Here is a 17,631-nt window from a genome sequence, read left to right on the forward strand (position 1 = left end):
GGATGTCGTCCGACGGGACTCAGGCTGGCACAACGGTTGCAAAAAGCAACTGAAATGTTTTATCGTGCCAGCAGGAGGCACCCGCATTGGCAGAAAACCGCAAGACCTACGGCGAGGGATGCATCGCCGCCCATGCGCTCGACCTGATCGGCGACCGCTGGGCGCTGCTTGTGGTGCGCGAGCTGATGCTGGGTCCGAAACGCTTCGGCGCGCTTCGTGCAGGACTGCCGGGGGTGGCCACCAACATCCTCACCCGCCGGCTCGAGGATCTGGAGCGCGTGGGAATCGTCCGCCGCCGCAGCCTGCCCGCCCCGGCAAGCGCCCCGGCCTACGAACTGGCGGCAAGTGGCCTTGCCCTGGCCCCGGTCCTGCGAGAACTCTGCCGCTGGGGCGCGGCCATGCCCGGCCACGACCCCGGGCTGCCGATCAGCCCGACGGCGCTGATGCTGTCGATGGAGGCGATGATCCGGCCCGCCGGACGCTTCACCGCCGGCTTCGAAATGGCGGGCGAGGCCTTCGCCCTGACCGCCGACGCCTCGGGCCTGCAGATCCGCCGCAGCGACGCGGGGACCGGAGAGATGAGCTTCGCCGGCCACCCGAACGACATGGCCTCGGCGATCTACGGCCCCGCGCCGCTGGCGGATGTCGTCGCAAGCGGGCGCATCCGCTTCACAGGCGATCTCGGGCGCGGGCAGGCCTTCGTGGACCTGTTCCGCCTTCGCCACCCCGTTCCCGCAGGAGAAGACGCATGACCCGCCTCATCCCGCATCTGTGGTACAGCGCCGAAGCCGAGGAAGCCGCCCGCTTCTACGTTTCGGTCATTCCCGACAGCCGCATCGACCACGTCTCGACGCTGCCCGTCGAAACGCCGTCAGGCCCTGCCGGCAGCGTCACCATTGTCGAGTTCACGCTGGCGGGCCAGCCTGTGACCGGCTTCACGGGCGGGCCGCTGGACCCGTTCAACCACGCCATCTCGCTGATGATCGAGTGTGACACGCAGGAAGACATCGACCGCATCTGGGACGCGCTTCTGGACGGCGGCACGCCCGAGGAATGCGGCTGGCTGCGCGACCGCTGGGGCGTCTCGTGGCAGATCGCGCCCCGGCGCCTGATGGAGATGATCCGCGGCGACGACCGCGCCGCCGCCGCCCGGACCGCCGAGGCGATGCGGGGGATGGTCAAGCTGGACCTTGCCGCACTGGAACGCGCCTTCGCGGGCTGAGCGTCACACAGCCCGGTCGAACTTGGTGGACAGGTGCACCAGGCTTTCCGAGGACCGGACCCCCGTCAGATTGCCGATGCGGTCCAGCACTTCGTCCAGCTCGGACGTCGAAGCGCAGCCGAGCTGCAGCAGAAGATCGACGCGCCCGCTGGTGGAATGCACCTTCTCGACGGCGGGAATGGCCTTCAGCCGGCCGAGGATGGCGGCCTGGGCGCGCGGTTCGATGGTCAGAAGGCAGGTCGCGCGGATGCGCGTGACCCGCGCGGCCTCGCCCAGCCGCAGGGTGTATCCTGCGATCGCGCCCGTGGTTTCCAGCCGTTCCAGCCGTGCCTGCACAGTGGACCGGGCAAGCTTCAGCCGCCGCGCCAGGACGGCGACCGACATCCGTGCATCCTGCCCCAGATGCGCGATGATCGCCCGGTCGGTGTCGTCCATTGTCCCCTCTTGTCGATCTGACGGCGCTGCCGGTCAGATTAACCGGCCCCGCACGACGATCCATCCTTTTCATCGCGCCGAATGCACCCCATAGGGCGCCGTCCGCGTTGAGCGGCCGAACCCCGGGCCATGGAAAGGATTGCGCATGGGACTGACCGAAGGCCACCAGGCCAAGACCGTCTGGGAAAACCCGGCCGAGATCGTCCGCAGCCTGCACCCCGAGAACCCGGTGATGGTCTTCGCGCCGACCGTGCTGCAGGACCGTGCCCGCGCCTTTCTGGCGGGCTTTCCCGGCCTTGTGACCTATGCCGTCAAGTCGAACCCCGACGAGGCGGTGATCCAGAACCTCGTGCAAGCGGGCATCCGCGGATTCGACGTGGCCTCGCCCTTCGAGATCGACCTGATCGGCCGCCTCGCGCCCACCGCCGCGCGGCATTACCACAACCCGGTCCGAAGCCGCGCCGAGATCGCCCATGCGGTCGGCGCGGGCATCAAGGCCTGGTCGGTGGACAGCCGGACGGAACTGGACAAGCTCTTCGAGCAGGTGCCGCCCGAAAACTGCGAGATCTCGCCCCGCTTCAAGCTGCCCGTGCTGGGCGCGGCCTATGACTTCGGGTCCAAGTTCGGCGCGACGCCGGAACTGGCGGCGGACCTGCTGCGCGCGGTCAATGACCGGGGCTACATCGCCTCGCTGACCTTCCACCCGGGCACGCAATGCACCGATCCCCACGCGTGGGAACAGTATATCCGCACCGCGCGCGAGATCGCCGACATGGCGGGGGTCCATCCCAGGCGCCTGAACGTCGGCGGCGGCTTTCCGTCCTGGCGCGTCCACGGGGTCGAGCCCGACCTGCCCGCGATCTTCGATCTGATCGGCCGCACCACGGCGGAAGCCTTCGGGGCGAACGCCCCGGAACTGGTCTGCGAACCCGGGCGCGGCCTTTGCGCCGACGCCTTCGCCATCATCACCCGCGTCAAGGCGGTCCGCGACGGGACCAGCGTCTTCCTGAACGACGGCGTTTATGGCGGCATGAACGAGCTGCCGGTGATCGGCAACCTCGACCGGCTGGAAGTGCTGACGCCCGAAGGCAAGCTGCGCGGCGAAAACAGCCACGGCCGCGTGGTCTTCGGCCCGACCTGCGATTCGGTGGACCGCCTGCCGGGCGAAATCTCGCTGCCCGACAACATCCAGGAAGGCGATTACGTCGTCTTCCATGGCGCGGGCGCCTATTCGGTCGTGACCAACACCCGCTTCAACGGCTTCGGCGAACTGCGCCAGCTGACGGTGATGGGCTTCGACTGATCCGCCACCGGGCGTCACCTCCCTTTCGGGGGTGGCGCCCCGACCTTACGCCACCTTGGCCTGCCGTGGCGCGATCCCGAGGCCCTCGCAGACCGCCAGCGTCATCTGCGGACGGTTGACCGTGTAGAAATGCAGCCGGTCCACGCCGCCCTCGATCAGGCGCCGGCACAGGTCCACCGCCATGTCGACGGCCAGCGCCCGCTCGCCCTCGGGGCCTGCCTTGGCGAAGGCCTCGTCCGCCCAGGCCGGCACGCTCGCGCCGCAGCGGGCGGCGAACTTCCGGGCGCCCGCCCAGCTCTGGATCGGCAGGATGCCGGGAATGATCGGCGCCGAAACCCCCGCCGCCGCACAGGCGTCGCGGAAGCGGAAATAAACGTCCGCGTCGAAGAAGAACTGCGTGATCCCGCTGGACGCGCCCGCCTCCACCTTGCGCTTCAGCCAGGCCACGTCGGCGGCGGTGCCGGGGCTTTCCGGGTGCGGCTCGGGGTAGGCGCCGCAGCGGATGGTAAAGCCGCCGTGCTCGGCGATCGCCTCGATCAGCTCGACCGAGTCCGCGAAGCCTTCGGGATGGGGCGCGAAGCGCGCCGCGCCTTGCGGCGGGTCGCCCCGCAGCGCCACGATCTCGCGCACGCCTGCCTTGGCGTAGTCCTCGACGATCCGCATCGTTTCCGCGCGCGAGGCATCGACGCAGGTCAGGTGCGCCGCGACGTTCAGCCCGTAGTTCGACGCCAGCGCGGTCACCGCCTCATGCGTCAGCTGCCGCGTCGTGCCGCCCGCGCCATAGGTCACGGACACGAAGTCCGGCCCCAGCGGCGTCAGGGCGTTCGCCGTTTCCCACAGCTTGAACGACTGGTCGAGGTTCCGGGGCGGGAAGAACTCGAAGCTGACAGAGGGAGTGGTCATCGCGGGTATCCTTTCACCCTTCTTGTGCCATGACCGGGGCTGTGAGACAAATTCATCTTCCACAACTTCGACATGAATTCCATGCATCTTGAACTGCGCCACCTTCGCACGATCCGCGCGATCCACGACCAGGGCGGCCTTGCCCGCGCAGCCGAGGTGCTGAACATCACCCAGTCAGCCCTGTCCCATCAGGTCCGCGCGCTGGAGGATCAGGCGGGCACCGTCCTGTTCCTGCGCCAGACCAAGCCCATGCGCCTGTCACCTGCGGGGTTGCGGCTGCTGGCACTGGCGCGGCAGGTCCTGCCGCTGGTCGAGGCGGCGGAATCCGAGATGCGCGGCGTCACCCAGGGCAGGATCGGGCGGCTGCATGTCGCGATGGAATGCCACGCCTGCTTCAACTGGCTGCTGCCCGCGCTGGACGCCTTCCGCCATCTCTGGCCGCAGGTGGACATCGACGTGCGCGCGGGGCTGGCCTTCACCGCCCTGCCCGCGCTGATGCGGGGCGAGGCGGATCTCGTCGTCTCCTCGGACCCCGAGGACCTGCCAGGCGTCGCCTTCGAGCCGCTGTTCGATTACCATCCCCTGCTGGTCGTGCCCGCCGCCCACCCGCTGGCGGGGTGCGACTTCGTGGAACCCGCCGACCTTTCCACCGAAACGCTCATCACCTATCCGATGGACCGGGCGCGGCTGGATGTCTTCTCGCATTTCCTCGATCCCGCGGGCGTCCGCCCGGCGGCGGTGCGAGAGATCGAGCTGACCGACGTCATTCTGCTGCTGGTCGCCTCGGGGCGCGGAGTGTCGGTCCTGCCCGACTGGGTGCTGCAGCGAGAGGCCGGCAACCCCGATCTCGTGACCCTGCCGCTGGGTCCCTCGGGCGTGACGCGCAGGCTTTACGCGGCGCTGCGCGAAGAGGACCGGAGGACGGGGTTCATGCAGGACATCCTGCGCCTTGCGCGCGAAGGTCGCTGAGGCACGGGAACCCGATCGCGGCGCGCGGGCGTTCCTGCCCCGGACAATCAGGGAAAAAGCTCATGCTCGCCTCGTTCCTCATGGGCCTCGTCGGGGGCCAGAGATCCATGACCCCGCTGGCCGCCGTCGCCGTCGCGGCCGCCCGGGGCGAACTGCCGCGCGACTGCGCCGCGCCGGACTTCCTGCGGGATCCGGCCGTCGCCAGCGGCGCCGTTGCCCTCGCCCTGGCGGAACTGGCGGGCGACAAGATGAAAAGCGCCCCCGACCGGATCGTGCCGGCGGGCCTTGCCGCGCGGCTGATCGTGGCGGGCTTCGCGGCGGGTGCGCTCGCGCCGCGCGGGCAGTTCTGGAAGGGCGCCGCGCTCGGGGGACTGACGGCGGTCGCTGCCTCCTATCCCGGCTGGCGCGCGCGCATGGCCGCGATGGAGGATCACGGCCAGACGCCCACCGGGCTGGTCGAGGATGCCCTGGTCGTGGGCAGCGCCGTCGCCATCCTGGCGGCCATGCGGCCCGACCCGGATGGCTGAGGGCCCGCGCTTCCCCGGCGTCAGGCGCCTTCACTTTCGGCGGCGGGCGGCCTAAAGGGGCCTGCCCCTCCCCCAAGCCCGTCAAGGAATCCCTCATGGCCAGCGCCAACCTCAACGTGATGATCAAGGCCGCGCGCAAGGCGGGCCGCAGCCTCGTCAAGGATTTCCGCGAGGTCGAGAACCTCCAGGTCTCGTCCAAGGGCCCCGGCGACTTCGTCAGCCGCGCCGACCGCGAGGCCGAGCGCATCATCAAGGAAGAGCTGCGCGGCGCCCGCCCGAACTATGGCTGGCTGGGCGAGGAAACGGGGATGGAAGCGGGCGAGGACCCGACCCGGCGCTGGATCGTCGATCCCTTGGACGGCACCACCAATTTCCTGCACGGCCTGCCCCACTGGGCCGTCAGCATCGCGCTGGAGCACAAGGGCGAGATCGTGGCCGCCGTGGTATTCGACCCCGCCAAGGACGAACTGTTCACCGCCGAGAAGGGCGACGGCGCCTTTGTCAACGACAAGCGCCTGCGCGTGTCCGGGCGGCGCGACATGAACAGCGCGATCTTCGCCACCGGCGTGCCCTTCGGCGCCAAGACCACGCTGCCCGCCACGCTGAAGGACCTGGCGCGGCTGATGCCCATCTGCGCGGGCGTGCGGCGCTGGGGCTCGGCGGCGCTGGACCTCGCCTACGTCGCGGCGGGGCGCGTGGACGGCTATTGGGAACGCGGCATCCAGCCCTGGGACGTGGCGGCGGGCATCCTGCTGGTGCGCGAGGCGGGCGGCTTCGTCGAGCCGCTGCGTGACGATGAAGGCCCCATCGCCGACGCGGGCACGGTGGTCTGCGCCAACCCGCAGCTTTTCGAAGGCTTCGCCGAAATCGTCCGCAGCCGCGACTGACGGACGCGCCAAGCGGCCTTGCGGCATCCCGGGCGGGATTTTCGGCGCAATCCGGCAGGCGGGTGCTTGACACTCGCTCCGCGCGGGTAAAGGCGCAGGGGTGATCCCTGCGCGGTGCCCCCCATGATTCACTCCAAGCCCGGCCCGGCCGCCTCGGCGTCCACCCTTTCCCCGAACCCGCCCGCGGGGCGGAGCGGCGACCGGCAGGGGCTGGCGATCCTGCTGACCTGCCTCGTCAGCCTGATCTTCGCGGTGCAGGACGCGGTGTCGCGCCACCTCGGCGCGGCCTATTCGCCCATCTTCGTGACGATGGTGCGCTACTGGTTCTTCGGGATCTTCGTCATCGCCATGGCGGCGCGCGGTCCGGGCGGATTGCGCGCGGCCAGCCGCAGCCACCACCCGCTGCTGCAGATCACCCGCGGCCTGCTGTTGGTGTTCGAGATCGTCATCATGATCGTTTCCTTCGTGAAGCTGGGGCTGATCGGGACGCATGCGGTCTTTGCCGCCTATCCGCTGCTGGTCGTGGCCCTGTCCGGCCCGGTCCTGGGCGAGCGCATCGGCTGGCGGCGCTGGGCCGCGGTCGCGGCGGGCTTCGCGGGCATCCTCATCATCCTGCAGCCGGGCGTGGGCGTCTTCTCGCCCTGGGCGATCCTGCCCCTGATCTCGGCGCTCATGTTCGCGATCTACGGGCTGCTGACGCGCATGGTCTCGGCCAGGGACAGCGCCGAGGTCAGCTTCTTCTGGACCGGCATCGCCGGGGTGGTCGGCATCACCGCCGTGGGCCTGTGGCACATGGAGCCCCTTGCGCGCGCCGACTGGCCCTGGATGGCCGCGCTTTGCGTGACCGGCACGCTGGGGCATTACCTGCTGATCCGCGCCTATTCCCTGGCCGAGGCGTCCAGCCTGCAGCCCTTCTCCTACACGCAGCTCGTCTGGGTCAGCGTGATCGGCGTCCTGATGCTGGACGAAAGGCTGGCCCCGAACGTGGCCGTCGGCATGGCCATCGTCGTGGGCGCCGGTCTGTTCACCTGGTGGCGGTCGATGCAGCGGACGCGGGCAGGGACAGCGCCCCGCTGACCGCCCCCGCGGGCCATGCAAGCGCAGACACGGGCTCGGGCGAGGCCGCGGGAACCCGCTCGGCCTGCGCGGCGGACGACACCTCGGCCGCCGGCGCAGGTTCCGGCGCGGGATCGGCGGAACCCGCGCCCGCGGAAGGAACGGCGCCCGCCCCGGCGCTCGGCGGCACCGCAGATGCCGGACGGGGCTGCGGCGCGGGCGCAAGGCCGACCTTGGGCGGGTCGAGGCTTTGCGCCACGGCGGCGATCTGCGCCTCGGGCCGGGGCGCCTCGGTCGCGGCCCCGGACAGCGCCCCGGCCACCGCCGCGATCCCCTGCGCGGCCACCTGGCCCGAGGCTGCAGGATCGGCGGCCATCGCCAGGCGCAGCGCGTGGTTCGCCGCCTCGGCCACCCAGGCGGGCGGCGCGGGCGGACGGGCCGACAGGGCCAGCATCAGCGGCCCCTCGGCCCGCTGCGGCTTCGAGACGCCCCCGCGCAGGTCCCAGCTTGGCACGAAGGGCACCGTGTGCCCGGCGATGCGGGCGCGATAGATGGGCAGCGCCTCGGCCACGCGCATGACGTAGTTGCGGGTCTCGTCGAAGGGGATCATCTCGACCCAGTCCACCGGATCGACGCCCTCGTCCCGCAGGTCGCCGAAATCCCGCAGCCAGCGCGAGGACCGCCCCGGCCCGGCGTTGTAGCCCGCCGCCACCAGCGCGACCGAATTGCCGAAGCGGTTGCGCAGCCCTTCCAGATAGGCCGCGCCCAGCCGCGCGTTGTAGCCCGCGTCCCGCGTCAGGCGCGCGAGTTCAAAGGTTTCGCCGATCACGCCCGCCATCTGCCGGGCGGTGTCGGGCATCACCTGCATCAGCCCGCGCGCGCCGACAGGGGACTTGACGGTGTGGTTGAACTCGCTTTCCTGCCGGGCAATGGCCAGGACCAGTTCCGGCGGCAGCCCGAAGCTGCCCCCCTCCAGCCCCGTCAGCGGGTAATGCAGCGCGGGATAGACGCCGCCCTTGACCGCCGCCGCCTTGGACAGCCGCAGCGCGTCCCAAGGGCGGCGCAATTCCAGCATCAGGCGGCCCATGCGGGCGATGTCCTCGGGTCCCGCGCGGTCGGTGAGATGCAGGAAGAAGCGCTGCGCCTGCGCAGGCTCGCCCGCCGCGATCAGCCACAGCCCGGCCTGGAACAGCCGGTTGCCCGACAGGGACGAGCCGCGCCAGTCGGGCAGGGACCGGGTCGCCGGTCCGGTCACGGCCAGCGCGGGCTGCATGGAGGCCCCGATCCGCTCGGCGGCCAACTGGCCGTAATAGGCGGTCTGATGCGCGGCGGCCTTTTCAAAGGCGGCGCGCGCGCCTGCCCCGTCGCCCAGCGCCTCGGCTGCGCGGCCCTGCCAGTAATGGCTCCGGGCAAGCGTGATGGGGTTGAAGCCCGTCACGGGCAGCCGGGCGAAATGCGCGGCCGCCCGGTCGGGCGCGCCCGACCGCAACGCGGCATAGCCCGCGATCCAGTCCAGGTCGACGGCATTGCCGTCGCCCGCCGGCAGGAAGTGGTTGGCGGCAAAGCGTTCGGCCAGCGCCCAGTCCCCCGCGCGCAGGGCGGCGCGGGCGTAATCCTTGCGCGGCCCCGCCCAGGCCGCCGGATCGCCCAGCGCCTCGGCCGAGGTCGAGCGTTCCAGCATCAGCTGCCGCGCCAGGTCCCCCTGCTTGGCGGCCACCCGCCAGCGGAAGCGATCAAGCGCCAGCCCGGCGTCGTTCCGCAGGTCGCCAGGCAGCGCGAGGATCAGCGGGTCCACGCCCGCACGACGGGCCTGCACGGCGATGCGGGCGCGGGCCAAGTCGGCCGTGGGGCCGGTCACGCGCGGCAGCATCCGTTCGGCCGCCGACCATTCGCCCGCGTCCAGCAGCGCCTGCAGGCGCGCGGGGTGATGCGCCGCGACCGCTGCGCCATGGGCGGCCAGAAAGGCCGTCTCGGCCGCGGCATCGAGCGCGGCCCCTTGGGTCCAGAAGCGGGCAGAGGCCTCGGCGCGCCTGTCCTCGGACTGGGCCGCGATCCAGGCGAGGGCACCGTTCAGGGTTTCGGGCAAGCGATCGCCGAACCAGGCCAGAACCTCGGGGGCGGGCAGGTCGGGGCGCAGAAGCGCCTCTCCGCGCCGGAACAGAAGCTCCATCCCCGGCCAGTCGGGGTTGCGCGCGGCAAAGTCGCGGTAATCGGGCCAGGTCCCCTGCCCCGCGCGCAGGCGCTGCCACAGGATCAGGTCGGCGGCGATGGGCCCCGACTGGCGCGCCGCCGTCTGGGCCGCCGTCCAGTCCTTTGCGGCCGCGGCCGCGAGCGCCCGGCGGATCGCGCCCGCGTCCTCGGCCAAGGCGGGCGGAACAAGGCAGGCCGTGGCCAGCGCCAGCGCGGCCAATGGGGGGATCAGGCGGTTCATGCGCGCCAATCTGGGGGCGGCAGGCCGCTGGGGCAACTCACAAGCGCGGCAGGCGCGCTTGGCAACCCGCGCGGCCGGTTGTATGCCGCCCGCGAAACAATCGTCAGGATCGTGCCATGTTCCAAGGGTCCCTGCCCGCGCTCGTCACCCCGCTGACCGGGGAGGGCAAGATCGACTGGCCCGCGCTCGAGCGGCTGGTCGAGTGGCAGATCGAACAGGGCAGCAACGGCCTGGTGCCCGTGGGCACCACCGGCGAAAGCCCGACGCTGAGCCATGACGAGCATCGGGCCGTGGTCGAGGCGGTCGTGCGCCATGCCGCCGGCCGTGTGCCGGTGATCGCGGGCGCGGGATCCAACAACACGCACGAGGCGATCGACCTTGCCCGGCACGCCTGCCAGGTCGGCGCGGACGGGCTGCTGGTGGTGACGCCCTATTACAACAAGCCCACGCAGGCTGGGCTGATCGCGCATTTCGCCGCCGTCCATGACGCGACCGACAAGCCGATCATCATCTACAACATCCCCGGTCGGTCCGTCGTGGACATGACGCCCGAGACGATGGGCGAGCTGGCGAAGCTGCCGCGCATCCTCGGCGTCAAGGACGCGACCGGCAAGCTCGAGCGGGTGTCCTGCCAGCGCATCACCTGCGGGCCGGACTTCCTGCAGCTGTCGGGCGAGGATGCGACGGCGCATGGCTTCAACGCCCAGGGGGGCCGGGGCTGCATCTCGGTCACGGCGAACGTCGCGCCCGCGCTTTGCGCGCGGATGCAGGCGGCCTGCCTTGCGGGCGACTATGCCGAGGCGCTGCGCCTGCAGGACCTGCTGATGCCGCTGCATATCGCGATCTTCATCGAGCCGGGCCTCGTCGGCGCCAAATACGCGCTGTCGCGGCTGGGCATGTGCGGGGAAACCGTCCGCCTGCCGCTGACGCCCCTGACCGCCCCTGTCCGCGCCCGCATCGACGCCGCCATGGCCCATGCGGGACTGATCTGAGGCGGCGGGCATGGCCTATGCCGTCCTGACGATCGCCATCGTCTTCGAGGTGATCGGCACCTCGCTCCTGATGGCCTCGCAGCAGTTCACGCGGCTGTGGCCGACGGCGGGCATGGCGGCGGCCTACCTCGTGTCCTTCTACTTCCTGTCGCAGGCGCTGAACCACCTGCCGCTCGGCATCGCCTATGCGCTGTGGAGCGGGCTGGGAATCATCCTGACGCTGGGAATCGGTATCTTCGTCTTCCGGCAGGTGCCGGACCTGCCCGCCGTGGTGGGCGTCGCGCTGATCCTGGCGGGCGTGGTGGTCATCAACGGCTTCTCGCAGGCGGCCGGGCACTGAGGGTCCGCCCGTCCGATCCGGCGGAGCGATCCGTGGCGCGGTCGCATGGGTATTTGGGTCAGGAAGAAACCCCGCTCAGTTCCCGGCGGCGGCAAGCGCCTTGGGCAGGGCTTCGGCGAAGGCGTCCAGTTCGGCCCTGGACCCGCAACTGACGCGGATGCAGCGGTTCTGCGGCGCGACCCACGGCATCCGCGCGAAGATCCCCTGCGCGCCCAAGGCCGCCAGCACCGCGCGGGCGAAACTGTCGTCGCCGCCGCAGTCGATGGCGACGAAGTTCGTGGCCGAGGGCAGCGCCGCAAGGCCGTTGTCGCGGGCAATGGCCGCGATACGCTCGCGCGCCTCGGCCACCCGGGCGACGGTTCGGGACAGGTGCGCGGTGTCGCCCAGCGCCGCCAGCGCGCCCGCCTGCGCGAGGCTGTTCACGCCGAAATGGTTGCGGACGCGGTCGAAGGCGCGGATCACCTGCGGCGCGCCGATGGCATAGCCGATCCGGGCACCCGCCATCCCGTAGGCCTTGGAAAAGGTGCGCATCCGCAGCACGCGCGGGTCCGCAGGGTCGATCCGCGGCAGGGCGGGCGCGAACTCGGCATAGGCCTCGTCGAGGATCAGCAGGATGTCGGCGGGCAGCGCGGCGACGGCGGCCTCGATCACCTCGGGCGGATGCCAGCCTCCCATGGGGTTGTCGGGGTTGCAGAGATAGACCATCCGCGCGCCGGTCTCGGCGGCCCTGGCCACCAGCGCGGCCGCGTCCTGCCGGTCGTCTCGGTAGGGGACGCGGACCAGTTCGCCGCCGAAGCCGGTGACGTGGAAGTCGAAGGTCGGATAGCCCCCCGCCGAGGTCACGACGCGGTCGCCCGGCGCCACCATCAGCCGCACGGCAAGGCCGAGCAGCCCGTCGATCCCCTCGCCCACGACGAGGTTTTCCGGCTCGCAGCCGCAATGGGCGGAAAGGGCTGCCTTCAGGTCGTGGTTCGTGGGGTCGCCGTATTTCCAGACCTCGGCGGCGGCCTGCCGCATTGCCTCAACGGCCAGCGGAGAGGGGCCGAAGCCGTTCTCGTTGGCGCCCAGACGCGCGCGGAAGGGGGCGCCGCGCTGGCGTTCCAGCGTTTCCGGCCCCACGAAGGGGACGGCATCGGGCAGGCTGGCGGGAAGGGGCGCGAGGGTCGGTGTCATGCGCGGATCAGAAGCGCAAATCCGCCGCCCTCGCAAGTGGTGGTTCAGCGGCCGAAGAGGCGGCCAAGGAAGCCGCGCGGCGGCTCGGGCGCAGGCGCGGGGGCCGGAACCGGGGCGGGCGCGGGCTTCTGCTCGGCCGGGGCCCGGGCGCGCAGCGCGGCCTCGCCTGCCGCGCGCACCTCGGTCAGCGTGGCGCCCGCGGTCAGCGCCTCGGGGTCCAGCCGCAGTTCGATCACGGCCAGCGTGCCTGCCGCCTGCGCGCGCTGGAAGGCCCCGGCGAAGTCCTCGTCGCGTTCCACCATCTCTCCGTGGCCGCCATAGGCGCGGGCCAGCGCGGCGAAGTCGGGGTTGAACAGGTCGGTGCCCGAAACGCGGCCGGGATAGTGCCTTTCCTGGTGCATCCGGATGGTGCCGTAGCGGCCGTTGTTGGCCACGATCACGATCACCGCCGCGCCTTCCTGAGCTGCCGTGGACAGCTCGTTCACCGTCATCTGGATGTCGCCGTCGCCCGCCACGCAGACGACCGTGCGCTCCGGGTGCCGGATCTTCGCCGCCACCGCCGCCGGAAGCCCGTAGCCCATCGACCCCGAGGTCGGCGCAAGCTGCGTGCCCACCCGCTTGAACTGGTGATAGCGGTGGATGAAGGTTGCGAAGTTGCCCGCGCCGTTGGCGATGATGGCGTCCTCGGGCAGGTTGTCCGAAAGCCAGGTCATCACCCGTTCCATCTTCACCGCGCCGGGCGTCTCCTTCGGCTGGCGCCAGGCCTCGTAATTCGCGCGCAGGCGGGCGGTCCAGTCGGACCACTGGCGCGGCGCGGGGGCGTCGGCGAGTGCCTTCAGCGCGGCGCGCGGGCAGGCGGCGATGCCGGGATCGGCGCGCCACAGGTGTCCGATCTCGTCGGGGTCGGGATAAACATGGATGATCCGGCGGCCCTGCGCGGCCGGGCTCATCAGCTCATAGCCGTTCGTCAGCGTGTCCCCCAGCCGCGAGCCGAGCGACAGGATGCAATCCGCCTCCCGCAGCGCCTCGCCCAGCTTGGGGTTCATGCCGACGCCAAGGTCGCCCACGGAATTCGGCAGGCGGTTGTCGAACAGGTGCTGGCGGCGGAAGGGCACCGCGACCGGCAGGCCCCAGGTTTCGGCAAAGCGCGCAAGCCGGTCGGCGTCCTCCTGCGTCCAGACGGACCCGCCGGGGATCACCAGCGGCCGCTCGGCCCCGGCCAGCGCCTCGGTGATCGCGGCCAGTTGCGCGTCCGAGATGCCGGGGACGGGGCGCGGCGCGGGCGTCAGGTCGGGGACGCCGGATTCGGCCGACAGCATGTCCTCGGGCAGCGCCAGCACGACGGGACCAGGGCGGCCCGACATGGCGAGGTCGAAGGCGCGGGCAACATATTCGGGGATGCGGTCGGTCGCGTCGATCTCGGCCGCCCATTTCGCGAGGCCGCCGAACATCTGGCGGTAATCGACCTCCTGGAAGGCCTCGCGGTCGCGGTCGGTGCGCGCGATCTGGCCGACGAAAAGGACCATCGGGGTGGAATCCTGTTTCGCCACATGCACGCCCGCGCTGGCGTTGGTGGCGCCGGGTCCGCGCGTGACAAAGCAGATGCCGGGGCGGCCGGTCATCTTGCCCCAGGCCTCGGCCATCATCGCGGCGCCGCCTTCCTGGCGGCAGACGGTGTTGGGAATGCCTGCGTCGTAAAGCCCGTCCAGCGCCGCAAGGAAGCTTTCCCCGGGGACCGAGAACACCCGCTCGACCCCGTGCGCCTTCAGCGCTTCCGCCAGTATCCGCCCGCCGTGCCGCATCTCGCCCGTCCTTTTCCAACCGTTCAAGCGGCGCGATCCTTGACGATGGCGCCAGCCGCCGCAAGGGCGTCAGCCGCGCGGGCGGCGGCCCTGTTCCACGCGCAGGTCACGCAGCCCTTCGACAAGGATCGCGCTCAGGATGCCGAAGTTCAGAAGGCCGTTGGCCGCGGTCATCCCGCCCATGATCCGCCATTCCGTCGGCAGCAGCACGTCCCCGAAGCCCAGGGTGGTGAAGCACACGACCGAGAAATAGACCGCCGTTTCAAGGTCGGGAAAGGCGCCCAGCGCCCAGAAGGACAGCGCCCACAGCCACACGCCGATCGTCAGAACCAGCATCGCCCACAGGCCCGAGCCGATCAGGACCACGAAGATCTTGGGCCAGTGCGGCTCGGCCACAAGCCAGCTGCGGCCGCGGGCCGAGGCGAGCTCCAGCAGGTAAAGCGCGGCGGCACCCACGGCGAGCGTCGCCACCATCACGATCGAGCCAAGCAGGATCTGCAGCGCCATCATCACCTCGGACGGGTCATGGCACCGGCATAGCCGCGCTTTGTCCGGGGGGAAAGCGGCCAAGACGGTTGCGCGGCAGGCGGCCACCGCCTATCTCACGCCGATCATGGCCCAAGCAAAATCAGACCCGAACTACAAGGTGATCGCCGAGAACCGGCGGGCGCGCTTCGATTACTTCATCGAAAGCGACATCGAGGTGGGCATCGTCCTGACCGGGTCCGAGGTGAAGGCGCTGCGGACCGGCCAGTCCAACATCGCCGAAAGCTATGCCAGCGTGGAAAACGGCGAGCTGTGGCTGATCAACGGCTACATCTCGGCCTACAAGCAGGCGGGCGTCTTCGGGCACGAGGAACGGCGCCACCGCAAGCTGCTGGTCAGCCGCAAGGAACTGTCGCGGCTGTGGCAGGCCGTGGGCCGCGAGGGCATGACGCTGGTGCCGCTGGTGATGTATTTCAACCATCGCGGCGTGGTGAAGCTGAAGCTGGGCGTCGCCAAGGGCAAGAAGAACCACGACAAGCGCGCCACCGAGGCCAAGCGCGACTGGGGCCGCGAAAAGCAGCGCCTTCTCAAGCAGGGCTGAGGGTCCGTTGCAGCGCCCGCGCGGGGGCGCTAAGGCTGGGCCCGCAGAAAGGCGCGAGGGGTGGCCATGACCGACGATCCGAAGACGCTGGTGTCGACCGAGTGGCTCGCCGCGCATCTGGACGACCCCGACCTGCGCATCATCGACGCAAGCTGGCACATGCCTGCCGCCGGGCGCGACGCCCGCGCCGAATACGAGGCCGCCCATATCCCCGGCGCGCGCTTCTTCGACATCGACGCCATTGCCGACAGCCGCAGCCCCCTGCCCCACATGGCCCCCCAGCCCGAGCTGTTCATCAGCCGCCTGCGCGCGATGGGCATCGGCGACGGGCACCAGGTCGTGGTCTATGACAACTCGGACACGCATTCGGCGGCCCGCGTCTGGTGGACCTTCCGGCTGATGGGCAAGACCGACGTCGCCATGCTGGACGGCGGCTTCGCCAAATGGCAGGCCGAGGGCCGCCCGGTCGAGGACATGCCCCCCATCACCCGCGACCGCCACATGACCGTGCAGCGGCAGGCGGCGCTGGTCCGCGACGTGACCCAAGTCGCGGCGGCGGCAAAGCTGGGCGACCACCAGATCGTCGATGCCCGCAGCGCCGCGCGCTTTCGCGGCGACGAACCCGAGCCGCGCCCCGGCCTGCGCGCGGGCCATATCCCCGGCGCCCGGAACGTCCCCTCGGGCCAGCTTTACAACCCTGACGGCACCATGAAGTCCCCCGAGGAGCTGCGCGCCGTCTTCGAATCCGCGGGCGTGGACCTGGCGCGCCCCGTCATCACCACCTGCGGCTCGGGCATCACGGCGGCCAGCCTCGCGCTGGCGCTGGAACGCCTGGGCAAGCGGGACTGGTCCCTTTACGACGGCAGCTGGACCGAATGGGGCAGCTACCCCGACCTCAAGATCGCAACCGGAGACGCCTGAATGTTCGGCAACCTGCAGCCCCAAGCCCCCGACAAGATCCTCGCCCTGATGGGCGAGTTCCGCGCCGACACGCGGCAGGGCAAGATCGACCTGGGGGTCGGGGTCTACAAGGACCCGACGGGGCTGACCCCCGTGATGCGGGCCGTCAAGGAAGCCGAGCGCCGCATCTGGGAAACCGAGACGACCAAGGCCTATACCGCGCTGACGGGCGAGCCCGCCTATCTGCAAGCGCTGTCCTCGATGGTGCTGGCCGATGCCCGGGACGACGCGCGCACGGCGATGCTGTCCACCGTCGGCGGCACGGGCGCGATCCGGCAGGCCTTCGAGATGGCGCGCATGGGCAACCCGGACCTGACCGTCCACGTGTCGGACCCGACCTGGCCGAACCACGTGTCCATGCTGAAGTTCATGGGCGTGCCTTATGTCGAATACCGCTATTTCGACGCCGAAACGCGCGGCGTCGATTTCGAAGGCATGAAGGCCGACATCGCGCGGGCCAAGAAGGGCGACCTCGTCCTGCTGCACGGCTGCTGCCACAACCCCACCGGCGCCAACCTGACGCTGGACCAGTGGGCCGAGATCGTGGCGATCCTGGACAGGACTGGGGCGGTGCCGCTGGTGGACCTGGCCTACCAGGGCTTCGGCGACGGGCTGGAAGAGGACGCGGCGGGCACCCGGCTGATCGTCCGCTCGCTGCCGGACGCGCTGGTGGCGGCGTCCTGTTCCAAGAACTTCGGCATCTACCGCGAGCGCACGGGCCTGCTGATGGTGCAGGTGGCGGCTGCGGCGCAGAAGGACCTGGCGCAGGGTGCGCTGGCCTTCCTCGGCCGGCAGACCTATTCCTTCCCGCCCGACCACGGGGCGCGGATCGTGCAGACGATCCTCGACGACGCGGCGCTGGCCGCCGACTGGAAGGCCGAGCTGGAGGAGGTGCGGCTGGGGATGCTGGGCCTGCGCCAGCAGCTTGCGGCGGAACTGCGCAGCCTGACCGGCAGCGACCGCTTCGACTTCATCGAGCGGCACCGGGGCATGTTCTCGCGCCTGGGCGCGACGCCTGAACAGGTGCGCCGGATCAAGGAAGACAACGCGATCTACATGGTGGGCGATTCGCGCCTGAACATCGCCGGCCTGAACCGCGACAGCGTGCCGATCCTGGCGCGTGCCATCGTCGAGGCAGGGGTCTGAGGGATCGCTGGCGGGGGGTCCGCCCCCCGCTTCCGGACATGAAAAAGCCGGGGTCCGCAAGGCGGCCCCGGCTTTTTGCTGGCAGGGTGGCTTGGCTCAGAGGCCGCGCGCAACCCGCTCGATGTCGCCGCGCGCCAGGCCGATGTCGCTCAGTTCGCGGTCGGACAGGGCGCTCAGCTGGCGCCGGGTTTCACGGACGTCCGACCAGTAGCGGAGGGAAGCGGAAACGCGCTCGAAAATGCTGGGGTGATGCGCCGCAGGGGCGCGGAGGGTGTCGATGGCAGCCATGTCAGAAACCTGTTGTTCTTGCGGCCCGCGCCTATCGCGGGCGATCTTCGTCGATGACGCTGATATAGGCAGATGCCGCCGTTTCGACCACGGACGAAGCCGAAAGCCAG

General features: G+C 70.7%; 19 protein-coding genes. 12 read left to right on the forward strand and 7 right to left on the reverse strand.

The features are described from left to right. Nucleotides 1–86 precede the first annotated feature (86 nt). Nucleotides 87–752, forward strand: coding sequence for a winged helix-turn-helix transcriptional regulator (locus CK240_RS08015; protein ID WP_095639827.1), 666 nt, complete (start codon nt 87–89; stop codon nt 750–752). Then, a complete protein-coding gene (locus CK240_RS08020) occupies nt 749–1,222 on the forward strand; it encodes a VOC family protein (protein ID WP_095639828.1) in 474 nt (157 codons plus the stop codon). The genes CK240_RS08015 and CK240_RS08020 overlap by 4 nt, the downstream gene beginning before the upstream one ends. Before the next feature lie 3 nt (nt 1,223–1,225). On the opposite strand, the gene CK240_RS08025 is transcribed toward CK240_RS08020, so the two are convergent. Beyond that, entirely contained in the window at nt 1,226–1,657 is a 432-nt protein-coding gene (locus tag CK240_RS08025) for an Lrp/AsnC family transcriptional regulator (protein WP_095639829.1), read from the reverse strand. Nucleotides 1,658–1,802: 145 nt separating this feature from the next. Here CK240_RS08025 and CK240_RS08030 point away from each other — a divergent pair, with 145 nt between their 5' ends. Further along, the gene (locus tag CK240_RS08030) at nt 1,803–2,960 is read left to right on the forward strand and encodes a type III PLP-dependent enzyme (RefSeq protein WP_095639830.1); all 1,158 of its coding nucleotides are present in this window, start codon (nt 1,803–1,805) and stop codon (nt 2,958–2,960) included. A gap of 45 nt (nt 2,961–3,005) precedes the next feature. On the opposite strand, the gene metF is transcribed toward CK240_RS08030, so the two are convergent. Further along, complete coding sequence (gene metF / locus CK240_RS08035) at nt 3,006–3,863, reverse strand: methylenetetrahydrofolate reductase [NAD(P)H] (RefSeq protein WP_095639831.1); 858 nt, start codon at nt 3,861–3,863, stop codon at nt 3,006–3,008. A gap of 81 nt (nt 3,864–3,944) precedes the next feature. Here metF and CK240_RS08040 point away from each other — a divergent pair, with 81 nt between their 5' ends. From CK240_RS08040 to CK240_RS08055, 4 genes are all read left to right on the forward strand, one after another. Continuing rightward, nucleotides 3,945–4,832 (forward strand): LysR family transcriptional regulator, encoded by an 888-nt coding sequence (locus CK240_RS08040; protein WP_095639832.1) that lies wholly within the window; start codon nt 3,945–3,947, stop codon nt 4,830–4,832. A 62-nt stretch (nt 4,833–4,894) separates the two neighbouring features. Further along, a complete protein-coding gene (locus CK240_RS08045; RefSeq protein ID WP_095639833.1) occupies nt 4,895–5,359 on the forward strand; it encodes a DUF4126 domain-containing protein in 465 nt (154 codons plus the stop codon). Nucleotides 5,360–5,454: 95 nt separating this feature from the next. After that, nucleotides 5,455–6,246 carry an inositol monophosphatase family protein gene (locus CK240_RS08050; protein ID WP_095639834.1) on the forward strand — a complete coding sequence of 264 codons (792 nt, stop codon included), beginning with the start codon at nt 5,455–5,457 and terminating at the stop codon, nt 6,244–6,246. 123 nt (nt 6,247–6,369) lie between these two features. Beyond that, entirely contained in the window at nt 6,370–7,323 is a 954-nt protein-coding gene (locus CK240_RS08055) for a DMT family transporter (RefSeq protein ID WP_095639835.1), read from the forward strand. Here CK240_RS08055 and CK240_RS08060 read toward each other — a convergent pair. Next, nucleotides 7,271–9,733: a lytic transglycosylase domain-containing protein gene (locus CK240_RS08060; RefSeq protein ID WP_205957786.1), complete on the reverse strand. Its 2,463-nt coding sequence runs from the start codon at nt 9,731–9,733 to the stop codon at nt 7,271–7,273. The two genes, CK240_RS08055 and CK240_RS08060, sit on opposite strands and share 53 nt — an antisense overlap. Nucleotides 9,734–9,849: 116 nt before the next feature. Between CK240_RS08060 and dapA the strand changes: the two genes are divergently transcribed. Together dapA and CK240_RS08070 are read left to right on the forward strand one after the other, a co-directional pair. Further along, complete coding sequence (gene dapA / locus CK240_RS08065; protein ID WP_095639836.1) at nt 9,850–10,725, forward strand: 4-hydroxy-tetrahydrodipicolinate synthase; 876 nt, start codon at nt 9,850–9,852, stop codon at nt 10,723–10,725. Nucleotides 10,726–10,735: 10 nt separating this feature from the next. Further along, complete coding sequence (locus tag CK240_RS08070; protein WP_095639837.1) at nt 10,736–11,065, forward strand: DMT family transporter; 330 nt, start codon at nt 10,736–10,738, stop codon at nt 11,063–11,065. 75 nt (nt 11,066–11,140) lie between these two features. Here CK240_RS08070 and CK240_RS08075 read toward each other — a convergent pair whose 3' ends face one another. The 3 genes from CK240_RS08075 to CK240_RS08085 all read right to left on the reverse strand — a co-directional run bounded on the left by CK240_RS08075 (nt 11,141) and on the right by CK240_RS08085 (nt 14,547). Continuing rightward, nucleotides 11,141–12,238 carry a pyridoxal phosphate-dependent aminotransferase gene (locus CK240_RS08075; RefSeq protein ID WP_095639838.1) on the reverse strand — a complete coding sequence of 366 codons (1,098 nt, stop codon included), beginning with the start codon at nt 12,236–12,238 and terminating at the stop codon, nt 11,141–11,143. Nucleotides 12,239–12,282: 44 nt separating this feature from the next. Continuing rightward, a complete protein-coding gene (locus CK240_RS08080) occupies nt 12,283–14,040 on the reverse strand; it encodes a thiamine pyrophosphate-binding protein (RefSeq protein ID WP_095639839.1) in 1,758 nt (585 codons plus the stop codon). 69 nt (nt 14,041–14,109) lie between these two features. After that, nucleotides 14,110–14,547, reverse strand: coding sequence for an ion channel (locus CK240_RS08085; protein WP_095639991.1), 438 nt, complete (start codon nt 14,545–14,547; stop codon nt 14,110–14,112). A 106-nt stretch (nt 14,548–14,653) separates the two neighbouring features. Between CK240_RS08085 and smpB the strand changes: the two genes are divergently transcribed. The 3 genes from smpB (at nt 14,654) to CK240_RS08100 (ending at nt 17,233) form a co-directional block, all read left to right on the forward strand. Further along, on the forward strand, nt 14,654–15,127 hold the full coding sequence (smpB, locus tag CK240_RS08090) for an SsrA-binding protein SmpB (protein WP_095639992.1): 474 nt from the start codon (nt 14,654–14,656) through the stop codon (nt 15,125–15,127). A gap of 66 nt (nt 15,128–15,193) precedes the next feature. Continuing rightward, nucleotides 15,194–16,048 carry a 3-mercaptopyruvate sulfurtransferase gene (sseA, locus tag CK240_RS08095; protein WP_095639993.1) on the forward strand — a complete coding sequence of 285 codons (855 nt, stop codon included), beginning with the start codon at nt 15,194–15,196 and terminating at the stop codon, nt 16,046–16,048. Beyond that, nucleotides 16,049–17,233 carry an amino acid aminotransferase gene (locus CK240_RS08100; RefSeq protein WP_095639840.1) on the forward strand — a complete coding sequence of 395 codons (1,185 nt, stop codon included), beginning with the start codon at nt 16,049–16,051 and terminating at the stop codon, nt 17,231–17,233. A 96-nt stretch (nt 17,234–17,329) separates the two neighbouring features. Here the strand turns inward: CK240_RS08100 and CK240_RS08105 are convergent, their stop codons facing one another. Beyond that, on the reverse strand, nt 17,330–17,521 hold the full coding sequence (locus tag CK240_RS08105; RefSeq protein WP_095639841.1) for a DUF1127 domain-containing protein: 192 nt from the start codon (nt 17,519–17,521) through the stop codon (nt 17,330–17,332). Nucleotides 17,522–17,631 lie beyond the last annotated feature (110 nt).

It is taken from the genome of Paracoccus salipaludis, assembly GCF_002287065.1.
GTDB lineage: Bacteria > Pseudomonadota > Alphaproteobacteria > Rhodobacterales > Rhodobacteraceae > Paracoccus > Paracoccus salipaludis.

What these genes read in the sequence shown, in the direction of transcription:
- sseA (WP_095639993.1), top strand. Translation starts at nt 15,194, where the DNA reads ATGACCGACGATCCGAAGACGCTGGTGTCGACCGAGTGGCTCGCCGCG.
- CK240_RS08060 (WP_205957786.1), bottom strand. Translation starts at nt 9,733, where the DNA reads ATGAACCGCCTGATCCCCCCATTGGCCGCGCTGGCGCTGGCCACGGCC.
- CK240_RS08080 (WP_095639839.1), bottom strand. Translation starts at nt 14,040, where the DNA reads ATGCGGCACGGCGGGCGGATACTGGCGGAAGCGCTGAAGGCGCACGGG.
- CK240_RS08100 (WP_095639840.1), top strand. Translation starts at nt 16,049, where the DNA reads ATGTTCGGCAACCTGCAGCCCCAAGCCCCCGACAAGATCCTCGCCCTG.
- smpB (WP_095639992.1), top strand. Translation starts at nt 14,654, where the DNA reads ATGGCCCAAGCAAAATCAGACCCGAACTACAAGGTGATCGCCGAGAAC.
- CK240_RS08105 (WP_095639841.1), bottom strand. Translation starts at nt 17,521, where the DNA reads ATGGCTGCCATCGACACCCTCCGCGCCCCTGCGGCGCATCACCCCAGC.
- CK240_RS08045 (WP_095639833.1), top strand. Translation starts at nt 4,895, where the DNA reads ATGCTCGCCTCGTTCCTCATGGGCCTCGTCGGGGGCCAGAGATCCATG.
- CK240_RS08055 (WP_095639835.1), top strand. Translation starts at nt 6,370, where the DNA reads ATGATTCACTCCAAGCCCGGCCCGGCCGCCTCGGCGTCCACCCTTTCC.
- CK240_RS08085 (WP_095639991.1), bottom strand. Translation starts at nt 14,547, where the DNA reads ATGGCGCTGCAGATCCTGCTTGGCTCGATCGTGATGGTGGCGACGCTC.
- CK240_RS08040 (WP_095639832.1), top strand. Translation starts at nt 3,945, where the DNA reads ATGCATCTTGAACTGCGCCACCTTCGCACGATCCGCGCGATCCACGAC.
- dapA (WP_095639836.1), top strand. Translation starts at nt 9,850, where the DNA reads ATGTTCCAAGGGTCCCTGCCCGCGCTCGTCACCCCGCTGACCGGGGAG.
- CK240_RS08075 (WP_095639838.1), bottom strand. Translation starts at nt 12,238, where the DNA reads ATGACACCGACCCTCGCGCCCCTTCCCGCCAGCCTGCCCGATGCCGTC.
- CK240_RS08070 (WP_095639837.1), top strand. Translation starts at nt 10,736, where the DNA reads ATGGCCTATGCCGTCCTGACGATCGCCATCGTCTTCGAGGTGATCGGC.
- CK240_RS08030 (WP_095639830.1), top strand. Translation starts at nt 1,803, where the DNA reads ATGGGACTGACCGAAGGCCACCAGGCCAAGACCGTCTGGGAAAACCCG.
- CK240_RS08025 (WP_095639829.1), bottom strand. Translation starts at nt 1,657, where the DNA reads ATGGACGACACCGACCGGGCGATCATCGCGCATCTGGGGCAGGATGCA.
- CK240_RS08050 (WP_095639834.1), top strand. Translation starts at nt 5,455, where the DNA reads ATGGCCAGCGCCAACCTCAACGTGATGATCAAGGCCGCGCGCAAGGCG.
- metF (WP_095639831.1), bottom strand. Translation starts at nt 3,863, where the DNA reads ATGACCACTCCCTCTGTCAGCTTCGAGTTCTTCCCGCCCCGGAACCTC.
- CK240_RS08020 (WP_095639828.1), top strand. Translation starts at nt 749, where the DNA reads ATGACCCGCCTCATCCCGCATCTGTGGTACAGCGCCGAAGCCGAGGAA.